Annotated in this window: 21 protein-coding genes; 2 read left to right on the plus strand and 19 right to left on the minus strand. The window is 69.7% G+C overall.

The genetic code is table 11. The annotated features are described in order from the left end of the window. Positions 1-3 precede the first annotated feature (3 nt). The gene (locus E6O51_RS10145) at positions 4-1,116 is read left to right on the plus strand and encodes a PA0069 family radical SAM protein (protein WP_136384883.1); all 1,113 of its coding nucleotides are present in this window, start codon (positions 4-6) and stop codon (positions 1,114-1,116) included. A 9-nt stretch (positions 1,117-1,125) separates the two neighbouring features. Here E6O51_RS10145 and argJ read toward each other — a convergent pair whose 3' ends face one another. Then, positions 1,126-2,364, minus strand: a complete 1,239-nt coding sequence (gene argJ, locus E6O51_RS10150; RefSeq protein WP_136384884.1) for a bifunctional glutamate N-acetyltransferase/amino-acid acetyltransferase ArgJ — start codon at positions 2,362-2,364, stop codon at positions 1,126-1,128. A gap of 49 nt (positions 2,365-2,413) precedes the next feature. Beyond that, positions 2,414-5,140, minus strand: coding sequence for a preprotein translocase subunit SecA (secA, locus tag E6O51_RS10155; protein WP_136384885.1), 2,727 nt, complete (start codon positions 5,138-5,140; stop codon positions 2,414-2,416). 127 nt (positions 5,141-5,267) lie between these two features. On the opposite strand from secA, the gene E6O51_RS10160 reads away from it, so the two are divergent. Further along, positions 5,268-5,696, plus strand: coding sequence for a DciA family protein (locus tag E6O51_RS10160; RefSeq protein WP_136384886.1), 429 nt, complete (start codon positions 5,268-5,270; stop codon positions 5,694-5,696). Positions 5,697-5,703: 7 nt separating this feature from the next. Here E6O51_RS10160 and E6O51_RS10165 read toward each other — a convergent pair whose 3' ends face one another. The 17 genes from E6O51_RS10165 to mraZ all read right to left on the minus strand — a co-directional run bounded on the left by E6O51_RS10165 (position 5,704) and on the right by mraZ (position 23,712). Then, a complete protein-coding gene (locus E6O51_RS10165; protein WP_136384887.1) occupies positions 5,704-5,889 on the minus strand; it encodes a hypothetical protein in 186 nt (61 codons plus the stop codon). A gap of 12 nt (positions 5,890-5,901) precedes the next feature. Beyond that, positions 5,902-6,819 (minus strand): UDP-3-O-acyl-N-acetylglucosamine deacetylase, encoded by a 918-nt coding sequence (gene lpxC / locus E6O51_RS10170; RefSeq protein ID WP_136384888.1) that lies wholly within the window; start codon positions 6,817-6,819, stop codon positions 5,902-5,904. 159 nt (positions 6,820-6,978) lie between these two features. After that, the gene (gene ftsZ / locus E6O51_RS10175; RefSeq protein ID WP_136384889.1) at positions 6,979-8,115 is read right to left on the minus strand and encodes a cell division protein FtsZ; all 1,137 of its coding nucleotides are present in this window, start codon (positions 8,113-8,115) and stop codon (positions 6,979-6,981) included. Between the two features lie 144 nt (positions 8,116-8,259). Next, positions 8,260-9,489: a cell division protein FtsA gene (ftsA, locus tag E6O51_RS10180; protein WP_136384890.1), complete on the minus strand. Its 1,230-nt coding sequence runs from the start codon at positions 9,487-9,489 to the stop codon at positions 8,260-8,262. Beyond that, positions 9,486-10,319, minus strand: coding sequence for a cell division protein FtsQ/DivIB (locus E6O51_RS10185; protein WP_136384891.1), 834 nt, complete (start codon positions 10,317-10,319; stop codon positions 9,486-9,488). The genes ftsA and E6O51_RS10185 overlap by 4 nt, the downstream gene beginning before the upstream one ends. Next, positions 10,312-11,226: a D-alanine--D-alanine ligase gene (locus E6O51_RS10190; protein WP_136384892.1), complete on the minus strand. Its 915-nt coding sequence runs from the start codon at positions 11,224-11,226 to the stop codon at positions 10,312-10,314. Before E6O51_RS10190 ends, E6O51_RS10185 begins: the two co-directional genes overlap by 8 nt. Next, on the minus strand, positions 11,223-12,638 hold the full coding sequence (gene murC, locus E6O51_RS10195) for a UDP-N-acetylmuramate--L-alanine ligase (protein WP_136384893.1): 1,416 nt from the start codon (positions 12,636-12,638) through the stop codon (positions 11,223-11,225). The genes E6O51_RS10190 and murC overlap by 4 nt, the downstream gene beginning before the upstream one ends. Then, positions 12,635-13,702 carry an undecaprenyldiphospho-muramoylpentapeptide beta-N-acetylglucosaminyltransferase gene (gene murG / locus E6O51_RS10200; RefSeq protein WP_136384894.1) on the minus strand — a complete coding sequence of 356 codons (1,068 nt, stop codon included), beginning with the start codon at positions 13,700-13,702 and terminating at the stop codon, positions 12,635-12,637. The genes murC and murG overlap by 4 nt, the downstream gene beginning before the upstream one ends. Continuing rightward, complete coding sequence (gene ftsW / locus E6O51_RS10205) at positions 13,699-14,931, minus strand: putative lipid II flippase FtsW (RefSeq protein WP_136384895.1); 1,233 nt, start codon at positions 14,929-14,931, stop codon at positions 13,699-13,701. Before ftsW ends, murG begins: the two co-directional genes overlap by 4 nt. Then, positions 14,928-16,325 carry a UDP-N-acetylmuramoyl-L-alanine--D-glutamate ligase gene (murD, locus tag E6O51_RS10210; RefSeq protein WP_136384896.1) on the minus strand — a complete coding sequence of 466 codons (1,398 nt, stop codon included), beginning with the start codon at positions 16,323-16,325 and terminating at the stop codon, positions 14,928-14,930. Before murD ends, ftsW begins: the two co-directional genes overlap by 4 nt. Next, positions 16,322-17,410, minus strand: coding sequence for a phospho-N-acetylmuramoyl-pentapeptide-transferase (gene mraY, locus E6O51_RS10215; protein WP_136384897.1), 1,089 nt, complete (start codon positions 17,408-17,410; stop codon positions 16,322-16,324). The genes murD and mraY overlap by 4 nt, the downstream gene beginning before the upstream one ends. Next, positions 17,400-18,812: a UDP-N-acetylmuramoyl-tripeptide--D-alanyl-D-alanine ligase gene (locus E6O51_RS10220; RefSeq protein ID WP_136384898.1), complete on the minus strand. Its 1,413-nt coding sequence runs from the start codon at positions 18,810-18,812 to the stop codon at positions 17,400-17,402. Before E6O51_RS10220 ends, mraY begins: the two co-directional genes overlap by 11 nt. Continuing rightward, positions 18,809-20,317 (minus strand): UDP-N-acetylmuramoyl-L-alanyl-D-glutamate--2,6-diaminopimelate ligase, encoded by a 1,509-nt coding sequence (locus E6O51_RS10225; RefSeq protein ID WP_136384899.1) that lies wholly within the window; start codon positions 20,315-20,317, stop codon positions 18,809-18,811. Before E6O51_RS10225 ends, E6O51_RS10220 begins: the two co-directional genes overlap by 4 nt. Beyond that, a complete protein-coding gene (locus tag E6O51_RS10230) occupies positions 20,314-22,077 on the minus strand; it encodes a peptidoglycan D,D-transpeptidase FtsI family protein (RefSeq protein WP_136384900.1) in 1,764 nt (587 codons plus the stop codon). Before E6O51_RS10230 ends, E6O51_RS10225 begins: the two co-directional genes overlap by 4 nt. Further along, a complete protein-coding gene (ftsL, locus tag E6O51_RS10235) occupies positions 22,074-22,340 on the minus strand; it encodes a cell division protein FtsL (RefSeq protein ID WP_136384901.1) in 267 nt (88 codons plus the stop codon). The genes E6O51_RS10230 and ftsL overlap by 4 nt, the downstream gene beginning before the upstream one ends. Then, positions 22,337-23,272, minus strand: coding sequence for a 16S rRNA (cytosine(1402)-N(4))-methyltransferase RsmH (gene rsmH / locus E6O51_RS10240; protein ID WP_136384902.1), 936 nt, complete (start codon positions 23,270-23,272; stop codon positions 22,337-22,339). Before rsmH ends, ftsL begins: the two co-directional genes overlap by 4 nt. Beyond that, complete coding sequence (gene mraZ, locus E6O51_RS10245; protein WP_136384903.1) at positions 23,269-23,712, minus strand: division/cell wall cluster transcriptional repressor MraZ; 444 nt, start codon at positions 23,710-23,712, stop codon at positions 23,269-23,271. Before mraZ ends, rsmH begins: the two co-directional genes overlap by 4 nt. Positions 23,713-23,989 lie beyond the last annotated feature (277 nt).

A 23,989-nucleotide genomic window follows, 5' to 3' on the forward strand; every position in this document is an offset into this window, starting at 1 on the left:
GGCATGACTGTAAGAACGCACAGTATCAAGATACACAGCCCCCCGGTGGCGCACGTGGCCGGCGTGCGCGGACGCGGCAGCACGTTCAATCCGCATGCGCGCTTTCTCGCCCTGCAGCGCGAGGCGGAAGCCGACGCCGCCGCGGACGGCGGCCCGCCCACGCAACTGACCGCGGAAAGGGCACGCAGCATCCTCAGCTACAACCGTTCACCGGACCTGCCCTTCGACCGCTCCATCAACCCCTACCGCGGCTGCGAGCACGGCTGCATCTACTGCTACGCGCGCCCCAGCCACGCCTACATGGACCTGTCGCCGGGGCTGGATTTCGAAACGCGCCTGTTCTACAAGCCGGACGCGCCCGAACTGCTGCGGCGCGCACTGGCACACCCGCGCTACCGCTGCGCACCCATTGCGCTGGGCACCAACACCGACTGCTGGCAGCCGGCCGAACGCAGGCTGAGACTCACCCGCCGCGTGCTGGAAGTGCTGCTGGAATGCCGCCATCCCGTCGCCATCGTCACCAAGTCCGCGCTGATCGAGCGCGACCTCGACCTGCTAGGCGAATTCGCCCGGCTGGGCCTGGTGCGGGTCACGGTCAGCGTCACCACCCTCGACGACGCCCTGGCGCGTCGCCTGGAGCCCCGCGCGTCGCGCGGGGAACGGCGCCTGGCGACGATTGCCGCGCTGCGGGCGGCGGACATTCCGGTGGGGGTGTTCTTCGCGCCGCTGATCCCGGCGCTCAACGACCATGAGCTGGAATCCGTCGTGGAAGCCGCCCACGCGGCCGGCGCGGACCAGGCCGCCCATGTGCTGCTGCGCCTGCCGCGGGAGGTGCAGCCCTTGTTCGAGGATTGGCTGGCGACGCACTACCCGGCGCGCGCCGCCCACGTCATGAGCGTACTGCGCCAGAGCCGCGGCGGGCTGGCCAACGATCCCCGCTTCGGCCACCGCATGCGCGGCGAAGGCCCCTTCGCCCGCCTCTACGGCCAACGCATGGCCCGCGTGCGCGAACGCCTGGGGATGGTGCCGCACGGCATGGAGGAACTGCGCTGCGATCTCTTCCGCGCCCCGGCGAATCCCGCCGGCGAGCCGCCCGTGCAGGGCAGCCTGTTCTGACGGCAGGGATCAGCTCCGGTAGTCGGCGTTGATCTTGACGTAGTCGTAGGAGAAGTCGCAGGTCCATACCGTGGCGGCGGCGCTGCCGCGGGCGAGATCGATGCGCACCGTCAGTTCGCTGTGGGCCATGATGCGCGCACCGGCCTCTTCCACGTAGCTCGCCGCGCGGCCGCCGTGCTCGGCCACCAGCACGCTCTCGTCCGGATTGCCCAGCCACACCCGCAGGCGGCTCACGTCCAGGTCGTCGATGCCGGCGTAGCCGATGGCCGCGAGGATGCGACCCAGGTTGGGGTCGGAGGCGAAGAAGGCGGTCTTGACCAGCGGCGAATGGGCCACGGCGTAACCCACCTTGCGGCACTCGTCGCGGTCGGTGCCGCCTTCCACGGCGATGCTCATGAACTTGGTGGCGCCTTCGCCGTCGCGCACGATGGCCTGGGCCAGGCGCACGGCGACGTCGATGACCGCTTCCCGCAGCGCCGCCCAGGCGGCACCAGCCGCCGCCGTGATCTCGGCATTGCCGGCCTGGCCGGTGGCGATCAGGATGAAGGAGTCGTTGGTGGACGTGTCGCCATCCACGGTGATGCTGTTGAAGGACAGATCGGCCGCCTCACGCACCAGCGCGCCGAGCAGATCCTGCGACACCACGGCGTCGCAGGCCACGAAGCCCAGCATGGTGGCCATGTTGGGCTTGATCATGCCGGCGCCCTTGCTCATGCCGGTGATGGTGACCGTCCGGCCATCCACCTCGACGGTGCGCGACACGGCCTTGGCCAGGGTATCGGTGGTCATGATGGCGTGGGCGGCAGCGAACCAGCCGTCGGCGCGCAGATCGGCCTGGGCGCGGGGCAATCCGGCCACCAGGCGCTCGACCGGCAGCGGCTCCAGGATCACCCCGGTGGAAAACGGCAGCACCTGATCCGCCGCGATGCCGAGCAGCCGGGCGGTGGCGGCGCAGGTCCCCCGCGCCGCGGCCAGGCCCGGCTCGCCGGTGCCGGCGTTGGCGATGCCGGTGTTGATGACCAGCGCGCGGATGTCGCCAACCGCCAGATGCTCGCGGCACACCTGCACCGGCGCGGCGCAGAAGCGGTTGCGCGTGAATACGCCGGCCACGCGGCTGCCCGGGGCCAGCTCGATCAGGGTCAGGTCGCGCCGGTTGGCCTTGCGGATGCCGGCCTCGGCGACGCCGAGCCGCACGCCCGGCACCGGGCGCAGGTCGGCGGGATTCGGGGTGCTCAGATTGACGGCCATGAAGGGCTCCTGTGGGGATTGCTGGGGCCGCTGCGCCGCGGCCGGACGATCAGCTCAGCTTGCCGTGGCAGTGCTTGTACTTCTTGCCCGAACCGCAGGGGCAGGGGTCGTTGCGGCCGACCTTGGGGCCGGCCACCGCCGGCTGGCGGGCGCTGTCGCCCGCGGCGGCGGCCGCACCGAGGGCCTCGTCGTAGTCGGCGTGGTGGTACTGCACGTTCTCCACTTCCGGCGGCGTTTCGGCCTGTTCGAGCTGGGATTCGGTACGCACCTGCACGGTCAGCAGCAGTTTGGTGACCTCGCTGCGCACGATGTCGAGCAGGCTCTCGAACAGTTCGAAGGACTCGCGTTTGTATTCCTGCTTGGGATTCTTCTGGGCGTAGCCGCGCAGGTGGATGCCCTGGCGCAGGTGGTCCAGCGCGGCCAGGTGCTCGCGCCAGTGGTTGTCCAGGCTCTGCAGCATCACGTTGCGTTCGAACTGGTGCCAGGCGGCCGGGTCCACCAGCGCGGTCTTGGCGGCGTAGGCCTCTTCGGCGGCGTCCAGGATGCGCCGCAGGATGGCTTCGTCGTCCAGGCTGGGCTCGGCCTTCAGCCACTCGGCCACCGGCAGTTTGAGCAGGTAGTCGGCCGCCAGCGCCTGTTCCAGGCCGGGGACGTCCCACTGGTCCTCGACGCTGTCCTGGGGCACGTGGATGCGGAAGGCGTCGTGCAGCACGCCCTGGCGCATGGCCTGGATGGTCTCGGAGATGTCCTCGCTCTCGAGCAGTTCGTTGCGCTGCTGGTAGATGACCTTGCGCTGGTCGTTGGCGACGTCGTCGTATTCGAGCAGTTGCTTGCGGATGTCGAAGTTGCGCTGCTCGACCTTGCGCTGGGCGGATTCCAGCGAGCGCGTCACCATGGCGTGCTCGATGGCCTCGCCCTCGGGCATCTTCAGCCGCACCATGATGGCGTTGAGCCGTTCGCCGGCGAAGATCCGCATCAGCGGGTCTTCCAGCGACAGGTAGAAGCGGCTGGAGCCGGGGTCGCCCTGGCGCCCCGAACGGCCGCGCAACTGGTTGTCGATGCGGCGCGATTCGTGGCGCTCGGTGCCGATGATGTGCAGGCCGCCGGCCGCCACCACCTGCTCATGCACCTTCAGCCAGTCGGCGCGCAGATCGGCGATCTTCGCCTCCTTCTGCTTGGGCGCGAGCGCCTCGTCGGCGCTCACCGCGGCGATCAGCTTGTCGATGTTGCCGCCCAGCACGATGTCGGTGCCGCGGCCGGCCATGTTGGTAGCGATGGTGACCACGCCGGGACGGCCGGCCTCGGCGACGATCTGCGCCTCGCGCTCGTGCTGCTTGGCGTTGAGCACCTGGTGCTCGATCTTTTCCTTCTTCAGCAGCGCGGAAAGGAATTCGTTGGTCTCGATGGAGGTGGTGCCCACCAGCGTCGGCTGGCCGCGCTGCACGCAGTCGCGGATGTCGGCGATCACCGCTTCCCACTTCTCCTTGGCGGTGCGATAGACCTTGTCGTTCTCGTCGCGCCGGATCATGGCCCGGTTGGTGGGCACGACCACCGTTTCCAGGCCGTAGATGGAGTGGAATTCGAAGGCTTCGGTGTCGGCCGTGCCGGTCATGCCGGCGAGCTTGCCGTACATGCGGAAGTAGTTCTGGAAGGTGATGGAGGCGAGCGTCTGGTTCTCGGCCTGGATCTTGACGCCTTCCTTGGCCTCCACCGCCTGGTGCAGGCCGTCGGACCAGCGCCGGCCGGCCATCAGGCGGCCGGTGAATTCGTCCACGATCACCACTTCGCCGTTCTGCACCACGTAGTGCTGGTCCTTGTGGTACAGGGCATGGGCGCGCAGCGCGGCGTAGAGGTGATGCACCAGCAGGATGTTGCCCGGCTCGTACAGGCCGCCGCCCTCGGCCAGCAGGCCCATGCGCACCAGGAGCTGCTCGGCGGTCTCGTGGCCCTGCTCGGTGAGCAGCACCTGGTTGGACTTGAGGTCCACGGTGTAGTCGCCCGGCTCGGTGACGTTGTCGCCCTCGCCTTCCTGCTTCTTCAGCAGCGGCGCGACCTGGTTCATCTTCAGGTAGAGTTCGGTGTGGTCCTCGGCCTGGCCGGAGATGATGAGCGGCGTGCGCGCCTCGTCGATGAGGATGGAGTCCACCTCGTCCACGATGGCGAAGTTGAGCCCGCGCTGCACGCGCTCGGCGGTCGCATAGACCATGTTGTCGCGCAGGTAGTCGAAGCCGAACTCGTTGTTGGTGCCGTAGGTGATGTCGGCGGCGTAGGCGGCCTGCTTCTCCGCGTGGGGCAGGCGCGACAGGTTGCAGCCGGTGCTCATGCCGAGGAAGCCGAAGATGCGCCCCATCTGCTCCGCGTCGCGGCTCGCCAGGTAATCATTGACGGTGATGATGTGCACGCCCTTGCCGGTGAGCGCGTTCAGGTAGGCCGGCAGCGTGGCCACCAGCGTCTTGCCTTCGCCGGTGCGCATCTCGGAGATCTTGCCGTTGTGCAGCACCATGCCGCCGATCAACTGCACGTCGAAGTGGCGCAGGCCCAGCACGCGCTTGCCGGCCTCGCGCACCACGGCGAAGGCTTCCGGCAGCAGGGCGTCGAGTGCCTCCCCGCTGGTCAGACGCTGGCGGAATTCGTCGGTCTTGGCGCGCAGGGCTTCGTCCGACAGGGCGGAGATCTCGGGCTCCAGGGTGTTGATCCGGTTGACGGTCTGCTGATACTGGCGAATCAGGCGGTCGTTGCGACTACCGAAGATTTTCTTGAGGAGGCCGGAGATCATGGGGTTCCGTAGCGTGGATTCGGCAAAGGCGCAAGTCTAACATGCAGGGATTGCACCTTCTAAGTGCGCGGCTTGCCGGACGCCCTTCGCCCGCCTACCATCCCGGTCCGGACCGCGGAATCCGCCCATGACCCACTCCATCCAGCGCTATCTCGGCAGCGGCGACGCCCTCGCCCGCCTGCACGACCACGCCGCGCGGCTGCGTCGCCTGCAGACGGCCTTCGAGCGCTGCCTGCCGCCGCTGCTGGCGGCTTCGTGCCGGGTCGGCAATCTGAAGGGGGAAACGCTGGTGGTGTTCGCGCAGGGCAATGCGGTGGCCGCGAAGCTCAAGCAGATGGCCCCCGGCCTGGCCGCCCGGCTGGTTGAACAAGGACACGCGCTGCGGGAGATTCAGGTCAAGGTGGCGGTGCATCAACCCGCACCCTGGCGACCGGCACCGGTCGAGCGCCACATTTCGGCGGAGGGGAAACGCAGCCTGACCGATCTCGCCGCCTCGCTGCCCGCGGACTCGCCCCTGCGCGAAGCGCTCGAACGCCTGGCCCGGCGCAGCCGCTGAAGCGGCCTCAGCCCGAAAAGAAGATCCGTTCCAGCACGAACAGCAGCATCACCAGCAGCACCGCCGCCAGCGTGCCGCGGGTGAAGTTCCACGCCCACAGGCGGTAGCGCGGATTGCCGGTGAAGAGCCAGGCGAGCAGCGAGGCGCCGATGCCGACGGCGGCCAGCAGCACCAGGATACGGATGATCGGCATCGACGGCCGGGCTCAGGCCAGCGCGAGGTCGAACTGGTGGCTGACCGCCTGCGGCGTGGCCGCGGCTTTTTCGAAGGTGACGATTTCCCAGGCGCTCCGGTCTTCCAGCAGCACCCGCAGGATCTGGTTGTTGAGGGCATGGCCCGCCTTGTGCGCCGAGTAGGCGGCGAGCAGCGGATGGCCGCACAGGTAGAGATCGCCGATGGCGTCGAGCACCTTGTGCTTGACGAACTCGTCGCCGTAGCGCAGGCCGTCGGCATTGAGCACGCGGTACTCGTCCATGACGATGGCGTTGTCCAGGCTGCCGCCCAGGGCCAGCCCGTTGGCGCGCATGAAGTCCACGTCCTGCATGAAGCCGAAGGTGCGGGCACGGGCCACGTCGCGCACGTAGGACTGTTCGGCGAAGTCCACCGTGACCTCGGAGGAGCTGCGGTCGATGGCCGGGTGATTGAAGACGATGGAGAAGGTGAGGCGGAAGCCGTCGTGGGGTTCCAGGCGCACCCACTTGTCCCCTTCCCGGTACTCCACGGCGCGCTTGACGCGCAGGAAGCGCTTGGGCGCCTTCTGCTCCTCGATGCCGGCCGATTGCAGCAGGAACACGAAGGGGCCGGCGCTGCCGTCGAGGATGGGAATCTCGGGCGCATCCACGTCCACGTGCAGGTTGTCGATGCCCAGCCCGGCCAGCGCGGACATCAGGTGCTCCACCGTGCCGACCTTCTCGCCGCCCTTTTCCAGCCCCGAGCACATGCGGGTGTCGCACACCGCGTAAGGGTCCGCCGGCAGGGACAGGGGCGGGTCGAGATCGACGCGGTGGAAGACGATGCCGGTGTCCGGCGCGGCCGGACGCAGCACGAGATTGACCTTGCGGCCGCCGTGCAGGCCGACCCCGGTGGCCTTGACGATGGATTTGAGCGTGCGCTGCCTGATCATGGTGGATTTCCCTTGCGACGCAACAGTTTAACGCAGTCCGGGCTCTTGTTGCATTGCAGTGACAGCGGGCAGTGAACGGGGACGGGCGCCCGGGCACGGACCGGAGGCGGAGGTCCGTGCCGGGGCGCCCGCCTGACGCAGGCGGAGGCGAATCCTGCGTCAGTCGGCCTGCTTGCGCAGGAAGGCGGGGATGTCGTAGGTACCCATGCCGTTGGCGCTCATGGCCTCGACCGTGGTGCGGCGGCCGCTGCGGATCACCGCCGGCACGTCCAGGTTGCTCATGTCCACGCCGCCGGACGGGCCGTAGGTGCCGGTCCCCTGCACCACCTGCATCACCGGCTGGCGCGCGGCGCGGGGCGTGCCCAGGCCGGTGGCGACCACGGTGATGCGGATGCGGTCTTCCATGCTCTCCTCGAACACGGTGCCGTACTTGACGAAGGCTTCCGGCGCGGCGAAGGCCTGCACGGTCTTCACCGCGTCGCGCACTTCGGACATCTTCAGCGAGCGGCTGGCGGTGATGTTGATCAGCACGCAGCGCGCGCCGGAGAGTTCCGTGCCTTCCAGCAGCGGCGACACGGCGGCCTGTTCGGCGGCGATGCGCGCCCGGTCGAGGCCCGCGGCTTCGGCCGAACCCATCATCGCGCGGCCCATCTCGGCCATGGCGGTGCGCACGTCCTGGAAGTCCACGTTGACCAGGCCCGGCACGTTGATGATCTCGGCGATGCCGCCCACCGCGGAGCGCAATACGTTGTCGGCGGAACGGAAGCAGTCCTCGAAGCCGGCGTCGTCGCCGAACACTTCGAGCAGCTTGTCGTTGAGGACGACGATGAGCGAATCCACGTTGCGGGTGAGTTCCTCGACGCCGCTCTCCGCCACCCGCAGGCGGTTCTCGAAGTCGAAGGGCTTGGTCACCACGGCCACGGTCAGGATGCCCTTCTCCTTGGCGATCTCCGCCACCACGGGGGCCGCGCCGGTGCCGGTGCCGCCGCCCATGCCGCCGGTAATGAAGCACATGTGCGCGCCTTCCAGCGCGGCGGCGATGGCTTCGCGCGACTCCTGCGCCGCGGCGCGGCCCGCTTCCGGCTTGGAGCCGGCGCCCAGGCCCGAGTCGCCGAGCTGGATCTTGGTGGGCGCGAGGCAGCGGCGCAGCGCCTGCGCGTCGGTGTTGGCAACGACGAACTCTACGCCCTGCACGCCTTCGCGGATCATGTGATCGACAGCGTTGCCGCCGGCACCGCCCACACCGATGACCTTGATCATCGTTCCGGTGGGAACCTTCTCATGGATTTCAAACATTTGACTCGCCTCCGAGTTGAAAAGCCCTACTGCACACAGAACACCCACCGGACCTGTATTTAGTATTGCGGACGAAGTCTACAACTAAATATCGGTCCATGACAGGCACTCATTCACGTCATCCGGACGGCCCATCCGCCCGGATCAAAAGTTCTTCTCCAACCACGCCCTCATGCGCCCGAACACCTGGCGCACGCTGCGCGTCTCCCGCGCCTGGATGCCGCGCCGGCGCTGCGCTGCGCCTTCCAGCAACAGCCCCATGGCCGCGGCGTAGCGCGGGTGGCACACCACGTCCGCCAGGCCGCCCTCGTACTGGGGCGCACCCACGCGCACCGGCATGTGGAACACCTCTTCGCCCAGCTCGACCATGCCGCTCATGACCGAGGAGCCGCCGGTGAGCACGATTCCCGAGGACAACAGTTCCTCGTAGCCGCTGCGGCGCAATTCGGCCTGCACCAGCTCGAACAGCTCGGAGACGCGCGGCTCGATCACGTCGGCCAGGGCCTGGCGGGAGAGCTTGCGCGGCGGGCGGTCGCCCACGCCGGGCACCTCGATCATTTCCTCGGGATCGGCCAGGGTGTGCATGGCCACGCCGTGGCGGATCTTCAGTTCCTCGGCTTCCGCGGTGGGGGTGCGCAGGGCCATGGCGATGTCGTTGGTGATCTGGTCGCCAGCCACCGGGATCACCGCGGTGTGGCGGATGGCGCCCTGGGTGAACACGGCGATGTCGGTGGTGCCGCCGCCGATGTCCACCAGGCACACGCCCAGTTCTTTTTCGTCCTCGGTGAGCACCGCGTAGCTGGAGGCCAGCGGCTGCAGGATCAGGTCCATCACCTCCAGCCCGCAGCGGCGCACGCACTTGATGACGTTCTGCGCCGCGGACACCGCGCCGGTGACGATGTGCACCTTCACTTCCAGCTTGACGCCGCTCATGCCGATGGGCTCGCGCACGCCGCCCTGGCCGTCGATGATGAATTCCTGGGTCAGGATGTGCAGGATCTGCTGCTCGGCCGGAATGGGCATGGCACGCGCCACCTCGATGACCCGCTCCAGGTCCATGGGCGTGACTTCCTTGTCCTTGATCGCCACCATGCCGTTGGAGTTGAAGCTCTTGATGTGGCTGCCGGCGATGCCCGTATACACGTCGCGGATCTTGCAGTCGGCCATCAGCTCGACTTCCTGGATCACGCGGGAGATGGCATCGACCGTGGCCTCGATGTTCACCACCACGCCGCGCTTGAGGCCGTTGGTGGGCTGGGTACCCAGGCCGACCACGTCCAGGCGCCCGTCGGGCCGCACCTCGGCGACGATGCAGGTGATCTTGGCGGTGCCGATGTCGAGGCCGACGATCAGGTCCTTGTAGTCCTTGCTCATTTCTTGCCTTTCATAGCCAGGGTGTCTGCCGGGGTGAGGGCGAATCCGCTCGGATAGCGCAGGTCGGCCACCGCCACCTGCACGCCTATGCCTTCCTGCGCCTGCGGCCATGCGGCGACGAAGCGCGCCAGCCGTTCGTCCAGGGGCGCCTTGTCCTGCTCGCGGCCGAGGACGATCACCATGTCGTCGTCCAGGCGCAGTTGCCAGGCCTCGCGGGCGGACAGCACCACGCCCACCGGCTTGCGGCCCAGGGGCGCGAGCAGGCGGGAGAAGCGCTCGTAGCGCGCCAGCACGTAGGCGGCCGAACCCTGCGGCCCGGAGAAGCTCGGCAGGCGGGCGTTGCTCGCCGCCACGAAGACTTCGCCCTGGCGATTGACCAGGTGCGTGTCGCCCTCGTCCCCGCTGGTCCAGTAGGCCGCCGCCTGGTGCTCCTGCAGGCGCAGCTCCAGCACGTCCGGCCAGCGCCGGCGCACCTCGGCGCGGCGCACCCAGGGCAGCTTCTCGAAATCGGCGCGCACCCGGTCCAGATCCACGGTGAAGAAATTGCCGCGGATCGCCGAGCGCGCCACGTATTCGAGCTGGGCCGTGGTGACCTGGGCCGGCGGGCTGAGCAGCACCACTTCGCGCAGCGGGAAGAAGGGACGCGCCAGGAACCAGCTCACCGCCACCCAGGTCAGCCCCAGCGCCGCGAACAGCATCAGCAGGTCGGCGGCCAGGTTGAGCAGCGCGGGGCGGTTCCACAGCCCTTCGGACTCGCGCGCACGCCCTCCCCGCCCGCCTTCGCGGCCGGGCTGGGAGGAAGCGAGACGGCGCCGAGCCAGTTCAGCCAAGACGGGCCTCCGCAAGGATCGCCAGGCACAGTTCTTCGAAGCTCAGGCCGGCCACGCGCGCCGACATGGGCACCAGGGAATGGCCGGTCATGCCCGGCGCGGTGTTCATCTCCAGCAGGTAGGGGCGGCCGTCGTCGGTCAGGATCAGGTCGGCGCGGCCCCAGCCGCGGCATCCCAACACTTTGGCCGATTTCATCACCAGCGCCTGCAACTCGCGCTCCTGCTCCGCTGGCAGGCCGCTCGGGCAGTCATAGCGGGTGTCGTCGGTGAAGTACTTGTGCTGGTAGTCGTAGTTGCCTTCCGGCGCGACGATGCGCACCAGCGGCAAGACACGTTCGCCGAGGAAGGGCGCGGTGAGTTCGGCGCCGGTGACGAATTCCTCCGCGATCACCAGGTCGTCGAAGCGCGCCGCGAGTTCCCAGGCGGCTTTCAACTGGCCGGCGTCGGTGACCTTGGTGGCACCCATGCTGGAGCCTTCATGCACCGGCTTGACGAAGATGGGCAGGCCCAGGTCGGCGGCCACCGCGTCCCAGTCGCTGTGCTCGTCGAGGATGGCGTAGCGCGGCGTGGGCAGGCCCGCGGCCAGCCACACCATCTTGGTGCGCCACTTGTCCATGGACAGGGCGGAGGCCATCACGCCGCTGCCGGTGTAGGGGATGCCCATCAGTTCCAGCGCGCCCTGCACCGTGCCGTCCTCGCCGCCGCGGCCGTGGAGCGCGATGAAGGCGCGCGCATAGCCTTCGTCCTTGAGGGCATGCAGGTCGCGCTCGGCCGGATCGAAGGCATGGGCATCCACGCCCGCGCGCTGCAGCGCCGAGAGCACCGCGGCGCCCGACATCAGCGACACCTCGCGCTCGGCACTCGAACCGCCGAACAGCACCGCGACCTTGCCGAAATCCGTGCTCACGCCTCTCCCCCGTCCTTGCTCAGTTTGCCGGGCACCGCGCCGATGGAGCCGGCGCCCATGGTGATCACCACGTCGCCGTCCTGGGCGGCGTCCACAATGGCCTGCGGCATGGCCTCGATGTCCTCCACGAACACCGGCTCCACCTTGCCCGCCACGCGCAGCGCCCGCGCCAGCGTGCGGCCGTCGGCGGCGACGATGGGCGTCTCGCCGGCGGCATAGACTTCGGCCAGCAGCAGCGCATCCACCGAGGACAGCACCTTGACGAAGTCCTCGAAGCAGTCCCGCGTGCGCGTGTAGCGGTGGGGCTGGAAGGCCAGCACCAGGCGGCGGCCGGGAAAGGCGCCGCGGGCCGCGGCGATGGTCGCCGCCATCTCCACCGGGTGGTGGCCGTAGTCGTCCACCAGCGTGAAGCTGCCGCGGGGATTGCCTTCCGCGTCCGTCAGCGCCACTTCGCCGTAGCGCTGGAAGCGCCGCCCCACGCCGTTGAATTCCGCCAGCGCCTTGACGATGGCCGCATCCGGCACCTGCACCTCGGTGGCCACCGCAATGGCCGCCAAGGCATTGAGCACGTTGTGCATGCCGGGCAGGTTGAGTTCGATCTGCAGCCGGCTGGTGGTGCCGTTGACGCGCACCGCGTCGAACAGCATGCGCCCGCCTTCGGCGCGCACGTTCTCGGCGCGGATGTTGGCGTTCTCCGACAGGCCGTAGCGCACGATCTGCTTGGACACCAGCGGCATGATGGAGCGCACGTGGGGGTCGTCCTCGCACAGCACCGCGACGCCGTAGAAAGGCAGGTGCTGGAGGAAATCGACGAAGGCCTGCTTGAGGCGGGCGAAGTCGTGTCCGTAGGTGTCCATGTGGTCGGCGTCGATGTTCGTGACCACCGAGATCACCGGGTTCAGCATCAGGAAGGAGGCGTCCGACTCGTCCGCTTCCGCCACCAGGAAGTCGCCCTTGCCCAGGCGCGCGTTGGCGCCGGCGGCATTGAGCCGGCCGCCGATGACGAAGGTCGGGTCCATGCCGCCTTCGGCCAGGATGCTTGCCACCAGCGAGGTCGTCGTGGTCTTGCCGTGGGTGCCGGCGATGGCGATGCCGCGCTGGAAGCGCATCAGCTCGGCCAGCATCTGCGCCCGCGGCACCACCGGAATGCCCCGCGCACGGGCGGCGATCACTTCCGGGTTGTCGCCCTTGACCGCGGTGGAGGTCACCACCACGTCGGCGCGGTCGATGTGGGCGGCTTCGTGCCCGCGCACCACGCGCGCGCCCATGGCCCGCAGGCGGCGGGTGGCCGCGTTGTCGCCCAGGTCCGAGCCGCTCACGGTGAAGCCCTGATTCACCAGCACTTCGGCGATGCCGCTCATGCCGGCCCCGCCGATGCCGACGAAGTGGATGTGCTTGACCTTGTGTTTCATCGCCGGCCCTCCGCCAGCCGTTCGCATGCGGCGGCCACGTCCTGCGCCGCCTGCGGTTTCGCCAGTTCGCGCGCCTTGCCGGCCATCTCCAGCAGGCGTTCGCGGGTCAGTCCGGCGAGGATGCCGGCGAGTTTGTCCGCGTCCAATTCCGGCTGCGGCAGCAGGAAGGCCGCGCCGTGATCGGCGAGGAAGCGCGCATTGCTCGTCTGGTGGTCGTCCACCGCATGCGGGAAAGGCACCAGCAGGCTGGCCGCGCCCGCCGCCGCCAGTTCGGCCACGGTCAGCGCGCCGGCGCGGCAGATCACCAGGTCGGCCGCTCCGTAGCGTGCCGCCATGTCGTCGATGAAGGGCAGCAGTTCGCCCTCCACGCCCGCGTCCCGGTAGGCCGCGCGCAGCGCGTCGATCTGCGTCTCACCGGCCTGGTGGGTGACCACGGGGCGTCGGTCCGCCGGAATGCGCGCCAGCGCCTGCGGCACGGTGGCGTTGAGCACCGATGCGCCCAGGCTGCCGCCCACCACCAGCACGCGCAGGGGGCCTTCGCGCCCCGCGAAGCGCTCGGCCGGAGGCGGCAGCGCGGCGATGTCCTCGCGCACCGGGTTGCCCACCCAGCGCGCCTTCTTCAGCACGCCCGGGAAGCCGCTGAGCACGCCGTCGGCCACCTCCGCGAGCACGCGGTTGGCGAGCCCCGCTACCGAGTTCTGTTCGTGCAGCACCAGCGGCCGGCCGGTGAGCACGGCCATCATGCCGCCGGGGAAGGTCACGTAGCCGCCCATGCCCAGCACCACGTCCGGACGGATGCGGCGCAACTGGCCCAGGGCCTGCCAGAAGCCGGAAAGGAGATTCACCGGCAGCATCAGCTTGCGCACCAGGCCCTTGCCGCGCAGCGCGCCGAAACGCACCCAGGCGGTCTCGTAGCCGCGGGCCGGGACGATGCGCGCCTCCATGCGGTCCGCGTTGCCCATCCACACGATGCGCCAGCCCTTGGCGCGCAGCACCTCGGCCACCGCGATGCCCGGGAAGATGTGCCCGCCGGTGCCGCCGGCCATGACGAGGAGGGTCTTCATGCCCGGCCTCCCCGCATGACTTGGCGATTTTCCCAGTCCACGCGCAACAGAATGGCCAAAGCCAGGCAGTTGGCGACGATGCCCGAACCGCCGAAGCTCATCAGCGGCAGGGTCAGGCCCTTGGTGGGCAGCAGGCCCATGTTCACGCCCATGTTGATGAAGGACTGCACGCCCATCCACAGGCCGATCCCCTGCGCCACCAGGCCGGCGAAGTAGCGTTCCAGCTTGATCGCCGCACGCCCGATGGTGAACGCACGCTGCACCAGCAGCGCGAACAGCACCACCACGACGAGCACGCCGGCGAACCCCAGTTCCTCGGCCAGCACCGCGAGCAGGAAGTCGGTATGCGCCTCGGGCAGATAGAAGAGCTTTTCCACGCTCGCCCCCAGGCCGACGCCCAGCCACTCGCCGCGGCCGAAGGCGATCAGCGCGTGGGAGAGCTGGTAGCCCTTGCCGAAGGCGTCCTGCCACGGGTCCATGAAGCCGAAGATGCGTTCGCGCCGGTAGGGCGACAGCCACACCAGCAGCGCGAAGCCCACCAGCGCCAGCAGCACCAGCACCGCGAACACGCGCGCATTCACGCCGCCGAGGAAGAGCACGCCGAAGGCGACGGCGCAGATCACCACGAAGGCGCCGAAGTCCGGCTCCAGCAGCAGCAGGCAGCCCACCAGGATGATGGCACCGGCCATGGGCAGGAAGCCGCGCTTGAAGCTGCCCATGGCGTCGAGCTTGCGCACCGTGTAGTCGGCGGCGTAGAGGCCGACGAAGACCTTCATCAGTTCCGAGGGCTGCACGTTGATCGGCCCCAGCGCGATCCAGCGGCGGGCGCCGTTCACTTCACGGCCGATGCCCGGAATCAGAACCAGCATGAGCAGCAGCACGCCGGCCATGAACAGCCAGGGCGCAGCCTGCTGCCAGCGCCCCATGGGCACCTGGAAGGCGAGCAGGCCCAGCGCAGTGCCCAGCGCCAGGTACAGGCCATGGCGCATCAGGAAGTAATGGGACTGGCGGCCGGTGAAATGGCTGCCTTCGGCGATGGCGATGGAGGCCGAATACACCATGATCAGGCCGATCAGCAGCAGCGCCGCGGCCGACCAGATCAGCAGCGGATCGAGTTCCCGCGACGGCGCGGCCGGGCGCATCAGGCGGCTCACCGCGCGCGCGGTCTCCGCCCCGCCGCGGGCGCGGCGCGGGGGGGACGGCGCGGAGAACGGCAGCGCCAGCTTCATCGCGCCTCCACCTGCGGCAGGCGGCGCGCCGCGGCGACGAAGACCTCGGCCCGATGCGCGTAGTTGCGGAACATGTCCAGGCTGGAGCAGGCCGGGGACAGCAGCACCGCGTCGCCGGGCTGCGCCAGTTCGTCGGCGCGCACCACCGCGGCGTCCAGGTCGGCCACGTGCTCCACCGTCCTGCCGCAGCCTTCCAGCGCGGCGGCGATGCGCGGCGCGTCGCGGCCGATCAGCAGCACCGCCCGCGCGTAGCGGGCTGCCGGCCCGCGCAGCGGAGAAAAGTCCTGGCCCTTGCCGTCGCCGCCGGCGATCAGCACCACTGGCCGCGCCAGCCCTTCCAGCGCGGCGAGGGTGGCGCCCACGTTGGTGCCCTTGGAGTCGTCGTAATACAGCACGCCGTCGGCGCGCTCGGCCACCAGTTCGACCCGGTGCGGCAGGCCGCGGAAGGTCTTGAGGCCTTCCACCAGCGCCGCCTGGGGCAGGCCGATGGCGCGGCACAGGGCCAGCGCGGCGAGCGCATTGGCGGCGTTGTGCAGACCGGCGAGGGGCAGGTCGGCGAGCGCCAGCAGCGCAGTGCCGCCTTCGGCCAGCCAGCGCTGCCCGCCGTGCTTCGCGAGACCGAACTCGCCGGCCGCGCCCGGCGCGTCGGTGCCGAAGGTGAACACCTCCCGGTCCGGCAACGCCATTGCGGCCACGCGCGCATCCTGGCGGTTCAGCACCTGCGCGCCGGAGCCGGCGAAGATGCGCGCCTTGGTGGCGGCGTATTCATCCAGATCCGCGTAGCGGTCGAGATGGTCGTCGGTGACGTTGAGCACGGCGGCCGCATCGGCGGCGAAGCCGTCTGCCGCCTCCAGCTGGAAGCTGGACAGTTCCAGCACCCAGCACGCGGGGGGCAGCACGCCGGCTTCCAGGCGGTCGGCCAGTACGTCCAGGGGCGCCGGACTGATGTTGCCCGCGGCCACCGCGTCCAGCCCGGCGGCCTGCGCCAGGTGCGCGGCGAGCGCGGTGGTGGTGGTCTTGCCGTTGGTGCCGGTGATCGCCAGGATGCGGGTGTGCGCCCGCGCTCCGAGTTCGGCCAGCGCGGCGGCGAAGAGGCTCATCTCGCCCACCACGCGCAGGCCGCGCCGGCGGGCTTCGGCGATCACGCCGGTCCGGGGATCGAGGCCGGGGCTCAGGGCCACCAGGTCGACACCATCCAGCAGGCAGTCGGTGAAGGCGCCGGTGAACAACTCGGCCCGGGGGGCGCAGTCGCGCAGGCGGGCCGCGCCCGGCGGCTCGGCGCGCGTGTCGGCTACGCGCAGACGGGCACCTTGGCGCGCGCACCAGCGCGCCATCGCCAGGCCCGATTCGCCGAGCCCGAGAACCAGTACGAGTTTGTTCTCAAGCATGCTCATCGCAGTTTCAGCGTCGACAGGCCAAACAGCACCAGCATGATGGTGATGATCCAGAAGCGCACCACAACCTGGGTTTCCTTCCAGCCCCCCAGTTCGTAGTGGTGATGCAGCGGTGCCATGCGGAAGATGCGCTTGCCGCCGGTGGCCTTGAAGTACAGCACCTGCACCATCACCGACAGGGTCTCGGCGACGAACAGCCCCCCCATGATGAAGAGCACGATCTCCTGGCGCACCACCACGGCCACGGTGCCGAGCGCCGCGCCCAGCGCCAGCGCCCCCACGTCGCCCATGAACACTTCGGCCGGATACGCGTTGAACCACAGGAAGCCCAGCCCCGCGCCGCAGATGGCGCCGCAGAACACGGCCAGCTCGCCCGCGCCGGCCACGTAGGGCACACCCAGGTACTTGGAGAAGCCGGCGTGGCCCGCCACGTAGGCGAAGATGGCCAGCGCCCCCGCCACCATCACCGTCGGCATGATCGCCAGGCCGTCCAGCCCGTCGGTGAGGTTCACCGCGTGGCTGGTGCCGTTGATGACGAAGTAGGACAGCGCGATGAAACCGAAAATGCCCAGCGGATAGGCGACGGCCTTGAAGAAGGGTACGATCAGCTCGGTTTCGGCCGGGGTGGAGGCGGTGAGCCCCAGGTAGACGGCCGCTGTGAGCGCGATGGCCGAGGTCCAGAAATACTTCCACCGGCTCGCCAGCCCCTTGGGGTCGCGGTGCACGACCTTGCGCCAGTCGTCCACCCAGCCCACCGCGCCGAAGCCGAGGGTGACGAAGAGCGTGACCCACACGTATTCATTGGAGAGATCGCCCCACAGCAGGATGGTGACCGCGATGGCGATCAGGATCAGCGCCCCGCCCATGGTGGGCGTGCCGGCCTTGGTCAGGTGCGACTTGGGGCCGTCGTCGCGCACCGCCTGGCCGATCTTCTTCGCGGTCAGCCAGCGGATCACCCGCGGGCCGAACATCAGCGAGATCGCCAGCGCGGTCAGCGCGGCCAGCACCGCGCGCAGCGTGATGTAGCCGAACACGTTGAAGGCGCGGGTGTCCTGGCCAAGCCAGAGGGCAAGTTCAAGCAGCATCTTTGTCGTTATCCTCGTTGCCGGCCGTGCCGGCGGACGCGGCCAGGCGGTCGGCCACGCGTTCCATGCGCATGAAGCGCGAACCCTTCACCAGCACCACGGTGTTCGCGTCCAGTTCGGGCAGCAGGGCCTCGACGAGCGCATCCACGGTGGCGAAGTGGTGGCCGCCGTCGGCGAAGTTGCGTGCCGCCACGGCGCTCATGTCGCCCAGCGCGTAAAGCGCATCCACGCCCTTGCTCTTGGCGTAGCCGCCGATCTCGTCGTGCACCTGGGCGCTGGTGCTGCCGATCTCGCCCATGTCGCCCAGCACCAGGATCTTGTGGCCCGGGGTGGAGGTCAGCACGTCGATGCCGGCGCGCACCGAATCCGGGTTGGCGTTGTAGGTGTCGTCGAGCACGGTGGCGCCGTTGCCCCCGGCGCGGCGCTGCAGCCGGCCGCGGGCTCCGGCATAGCCGGCCAGCCCGGCCGCCACCGCTTCCAGGGAGGCGCCCGCGGCCAGGCAGGCGGCGGCCGCGCCCACAGCATTGCGCGCGTTGTGCTCGCCCGGCACCTGCAGTTCGAAGCCCACCAGGCCGGCCGGCGTGGTCAGTTCGATGCGGCACCCCAGGCCGTGCAGCGCGCAGCGCCCGACCACGTCCGCCGGATGCTGCAGCGAGAACGACAACACGCGGCGCCCCACGTTGAGGTCGCGCCAGTAGGCGGCGTGGGGGTCGTCCGCATTGACCACGGCGACGCCGTCGCTGCCCAGCCCCTCGTAAATGGCGCCCTTCTCGCGGGCGACCTCGCTCACACTGCCCATGCCCTGCAGGTGGGCGCGCTGGGCGTTGTTGACGATGGCCACGGTGGGGCGCGCGATGTGGGTCAGGTAGGCGATCTCGCCCGGATGGTTGGTGCCCATCTCGATCACCGCGGCGCGATGCTGGGCGCGCAGCCCGAGCAGGGTCAGCGGCAGGCCGATGTCGTTGTTCAGGTTGCCGGCGGTGGCCAGCACCGCATCCGGGCCGGCGCCGTCGAGGATCGCCTGGGCACGCAGGATGGCGGCGCACATGTCCTTGACCGTGGTCTTGCCGTTGCTGCCGGTCACGCCGAGCAGCGGAATGTCGAAGCCGGCGCGCCAGTGGGCGGCGAGGCGGCCCAGGGCGAGACGGGTGTCGTCCACCACCAGCAGGGGCAGCGGCGCCGGTTCGTGGGCGGCGGCCCAGCGGCCATCCACCATGGCCGCCACCGCGCCGGCCCGGCCTGCGGCGGCGACGAAGTCGTGGCCATCGAAGTGCTCTCCGCGCAGGGCGACGAAGAGCTGTCCGGGGCTGATCGCGCGGCTGTCGGTGCCGACGCTGGCGAAGCGGGCGACGCCGGTGGCACGGGCGTCGAGGGCGCGGGCGGCATCCTGCAGCGTCATCATGCGCCCACCCCCTGCTTGCGGTTCCAGGCCTGCAGCGCGGCGCGGGCCTGGTCGAGATCGGAAAACGGAAGGCGCTGGCCCAGCACTTCCTGATAGGGCTCGTGCCCCTTGCCGGCGACCACGACCACGTCGTCGGCGGCCGCTTCGGCGATCGCGAGGGCTATCGCCTGGGCACGGTCCACCACGCGGTCCACCCCGGCACGGGCGCCGGCGGCGACCGCGGCGATGATCTGCATCGGGTCCTCGCTGCGGGGGTTGTCGCTGGTGACGATCACGCGGTCGGCGAGCTGGCTCGCCACCTCGCCCATCAGCGGACGCTTGCCCGGGTCGCGGTCGCCGCCGCAGCCGAACACGCACACCACGCGACCGTGGCGGGTGGAGGCGGTGTCGCGCACGGCTTCGAGCACCTTGGCCAGCGCATCGGGCGAATGGGCGTAATCGATGACCACCAGCGGTTCGGCCACGCCACCCACGAGCTGCATGCGGCCCGCCGGCGGCGTCAGGCGGGCGAGCACGCCGGCCATGTCGTCCACCGCCGCGCCGCGGGCGAGCAAGGCGCCGGCTACCGCGAGCAGGTTGGAGACGTTGAACGGCGCGACCATGCGTACCTGCAGGTCGTGCTGCCGCCCCTCCCAGCCGAGGGCGAAGCGCAGGCCGCCCGGCGCATGGTGCAGGCCGTCGGCGATCAGTACGCGCGCACCGCGCACCGCGTCCGCATTGGTCGCCACGCGGGTGTAGCCGATCACGTCCATGCCCCGTTCCGCCTGGCGGCGCGCCAGCGTGAGGCCGAAGGTGTCGTCCAGGTTGATCACCGCGGTGGCGACGCCGGGCAGGTCGAAGAAGCGCGCCTTGGTCGCCGCATAGGCTTCCATCGTGCCGTGGTAGTCCAGATGGTCGCGGGACAGGTTGGTGTAGATGCCCACGTCGAAGCGGGCGCCGTTGACGCGCCCCTGGTCGAGGCCGATGGACGACACCTCCATGGCCGCGGCCTCTGCACCGACAGCGCGGAATTCAGCCAGGTGGCGATGCAGGTCGATGGCGTCCGGCGTGGTGTTCACCCCTTCCACCAGTTCGCCCGGAAACCCGCAACCCAGCGTGCCGATCACGCCGCAGCGTGCGCCCAGCTCGGACAGCGCGCGGGCGAGCCACTGGCTCACCGTGGTCTTGCCGTTGGTGCCGGTCACTCCCGCCAGCCACAGGGCTGCGGAGGGGCGGCCGAAGATCTCGTCCGCCAGCGAGCCGGCCAGTTCGCGCAGGCCGCCCACCCCCAGGGCCGGCACCGGCACGGCGTCCAGCTCGAATCCGTCGGCGTCGTCCCACAGCACGGCCGCCGCCCCGCGCGCCACGGCATCGCCGATGTAGCGCCGGCCGTCGGAACGGAAGCCCGGCCAGGCGGCGAAAACGTCGCCCGCAACCACGCGGCGCGAATCGGCCGTCATGCCGGCAGGCGCCACGCCGGCCCGGCGCAGCGTGTCGAGGATGGTCAGGGCGGCGGGCGCGCTCACATCGCCTCCCGGTCTCGGGCCGCGGCGTCAGCCGTGGCGGGCCTGGCCAGTTGCAGCGGCTGCAGCGGCGCGTCGGGCGCCACGCCCAGCGCCCGCAGCGCGCTTGCGGTGATGCGTGCGAACACGGGTGCCGCCACGGCACCGCCGTAGTGCTGGCCGGAAACGGGCTCGTCGATCATCACCGCCACCACCAGGCGCGGGGCGGACACCGGCGCGAAGCCGACGAAGGACGACACGTACTTGTTCGTGTAGCGCCCATTTTCCAGCTTGTGCGCGGTGCCGGTCTTGCCAGCCACCCGGTAGCCGGGAATCTGCGCCTTGGGCGCGGTGCCGCCGGGTCCGGCGGCCATTTCCAGGATGGCGCGCATCTCCCGCGCGGTCTGCACCGACAGCACGCGCTTGCCCGCGCGGGGCAGGCCGTCCTTGCGCACCAGGGACACCGGCAGCAGGTCGCCGTCGCGGGCGAAAGCGAGATAGGCGCGGGCGAGTTGGATCAGGGTCACCGACAGGCCGTGGCCGTAGGACATGGTGGCCTGCTCGATGGGGCGCCAGGTGGATGCGGGACGCAGGCGCCCCGCCGCCTCGCCGGGGAAATCCAGGCCGAGCTGCGCGCCGAAGCCGAGGGCGTCGTAGAAGGTCCACAGCTCCTGCGGCGGGAAGTCCATGGCGATCTTGACCGTGCCCACGTTGGACGATTTCTGCACGATCTCCGCGACGTTGATCAGGCCGTGGCGCGACGTGTCGTGGATCGTGTTGCGGCCGATGTTCATGCGCCCCTCACCCGTGTCGATCTGGGTGGCCGCGGTGACCTTCCCCCGTTCAATGGCCAGTGCGGCGACGAAGGGTTTCAGCGTGGAGCCGGGTTCGAAGCTGTCGGTGATGACCCGGTTGCGCAGTTGCGCGCCGGTCAGGTTGGCGCGGTTGTTGGGGTTGTAAGTCGGCGCGTTGGCGAGCGCGAGCACCTCGCCGGTCTGGGCGTCGAGCACGAGCACCGCGCCGGCCTTGGCCTTGTGCTTGTGCATCGCCTCGCGCAGCGCGGAATAGGCCAGGTACTGGATCTTGGAATCGATGGACAGGGCCAGATCCTCGCCGTCCCGCGGCGGGCGGATGGATTCCACGTCCTCGACGATCTGGCCGCGGCGGTCCTTGATCACCCGGCGCGAACCCGAGGCGCCGGTCAGGACGCGGTCGTAGGCCAGTTCGATGCCTTCCTGGCCGCGGTCCTCCACGCCGGTGAAACCGAGGATGTGGGCGGTGGTCTCGCCAGCCGGGTAATAGCGGCGGTATTCCTGCTGCAGATGGATGCCGGGCAGCTTGAGCGCGGCCACCTTCTCGGCCACTTCGGGGGCGAGCTGGCGGCGCAGGTAGACGAAATCGCGCGCGCTGCCGAGGCGGTCGTTGAGGTCCGCCACGTCCATACCGAGGAGCCCCGCCAGCGCTCGGGCATCGGCGGGCGACAGGCGCGCGTCGGACGGAATCGCCCACACCGAGCGCACCGGCGTGCTCATGGCCAGCACGTCGCCGTTGCGGTCGGTGATGCGGCCGCGGGTGGCGGGCACTTCGAGCGAGCGCGCATAGCGCGACTCGCCCTTGGCCTGCAGGAATTCGTTGTTGAACCCCTGCAGCCAGGCCGCCCGCGCCACCAGCGCCACCGAGCAGCCGAGCAGACCCACCAGCACCACGCGCGAACGCCACACCGGCAGTTCGCGCTTGAGCAGGGGGTTGTGGTTGAGGGTCACGGCCACGGGCTTCTTCTTCATCGGCGCGGCTCCACGACGATGACCTGGCCGCTGGCCGGCGGGCGCAGGCCCAGCACCTCGTGGGCCATGCGCTCCACCCGGCCGTGGGCGGCCCAGGTACTCTGTTCGAGCTGGAGCTGTCCCCATTCGACCTCCAGCCCGCGCGCGCGTGCCTGTTCGCGCTCCAGCTCGGAGAAGAGCTTGCGCGCCTGGTGCTGGGCGGCCACCACGCCCAGCGCGCTGGCCACCACCAGGGCGATGATGAAGGCATCCAGCCGGATCATGCCGCCTCCATGCGCTCGGCCACGCGCATCACCGCGCTGCGCGCGCGCGGGTTGGCGGCCACTTCGGCGGCGGACGGACGCACCGCCTTGCCGACCAGCGCCAGGCGGGGTTTGGGCAACTGGTCCGCGCGCAGGGGCAGGCGCGCCGGCAGGCGGTCGGCCCGCGACTCGTCGCGCATGAAGCGCTTGACGATGCGGTCCTCCAGGGAATGGAAGCTGATCACCACCAGCCGCCCGCCCGGTTTCAGCCGCGCCACGCCTTCGGGCAGGACACGGCTCAGCTCCTCGAGCTCCTGATTGATGAAAATCCGTAGAGCCTGAAAGCTGCGCGTCGCCGGGTGCTGACCTGGCTCGCGCGTACGGACCGCCTTTTCCACGAGCGTGGCAAGTTGTCCAGTGGTCGCAACAGCCCCCCCTGCCCGAGCAGTTGCAATCGCCTTTGCAATCGCATGAGCAAACCGTTCTTCCCCATAGTCCCTGAGCACCTCCGTGATTTGGCCGACGGACGCCTCCGCCAGCCAGTCCGCCACGGTCTGCCCGCGGCTCGTATCCATGCGCATGTCCAGCGGCGCATCGAAGCGAAAACTCATGCCGCGCGCGGCGTCGTCCAGTTGCGGCGACGATACGCCCAGATCGAGCAGCAGGCCGTCGAACGCATTCACGCCGAGGGCGTCCAGTTCCTCGGCCAGGGCGCTGAACGGCGCATGCACCAGCGTCAGGCGTTCATCGGCTATCGTCCGGCCGGCCGCGATGGCCGCCGGGTCGCGGTCGAAGGCGATCAGCCGCCCCGCCGCGCCCAGGCGCGCGAGGAGGGCCCGGCTGTGCCCGCCGCGGCCGAAGGTGCCGTCCACGTACACCCCGTCCGGCCTGACCGCCAGCGCGTCCAGTGCCTCTTCGAGCAGGACGCTGACATGCTGCTGCACTGCGTTCACAGGGCCAGGCTCTCGAATCCGGGCGGCAGGGCATCGCTGTCGAGGCCCTGCATGGACTCCAACTGCTTCTGCCAGCCCGCATCCGACCACAATTCGAAATGGGTGCCCTGCCCGACCAGCCACACCTGCTTGTCGAGCTGCGCCCACTGGCGCAGCGAAGGCGCCACCAGCACGCGGCCCGCCGCGTCGGTCTCCTCGGTCTGGGCGAAGCCGACGAGCAGGCGCTTGAGCGCCGCCGTGGTCTTGTCCAGGCCGGGCATGGCGGCGATCTTCTGGCTGATGGGTTCCCAGGCGGCCTGCGGATAGACCAGCAGGCACTGGTGGGGATGGGCGGTGATCACCAGGGGGGCGCCTTCCGGCACCAGCGCATCCCGATGCCGCGCAGGGATCGCCAGGCGACCCTTCGCATCGAGACTGAGCTGAATTGCACCCTGGAACATGGATTCCCCTGAAGCATCCGGCGAAAGTGCTTTTCTGACACTTTCACCCACTTTTCACCACTGTTTCCCACTCTAGAGCAAAGGCAAAACCCGGTCAAGGGAGGCCCCGGGGGCTTTCCCGTTGTTACACAATGACTTACGGAGAAAATGCGCACACGAAGTAAACCTTGAAAAATCAAGGCATATAGCGCGTTTTCATGAGAAAGGACTTGAACTACGAACACCCCGACCGGAGAAGTGGGGCACAGTGGGAGACGCGGCACGGAAGTGGGGTTCC

This window comes from Pseudothauera rhizosphaerae, assembly GCF_004801305.1.
Lineage (GTDB): Bacteria > Pseudomonadota > Gammaproteobacteria > Burkholderiales > Rhodocyclaceae > Pseudothauera > Pseudothauera rhizosphaerae.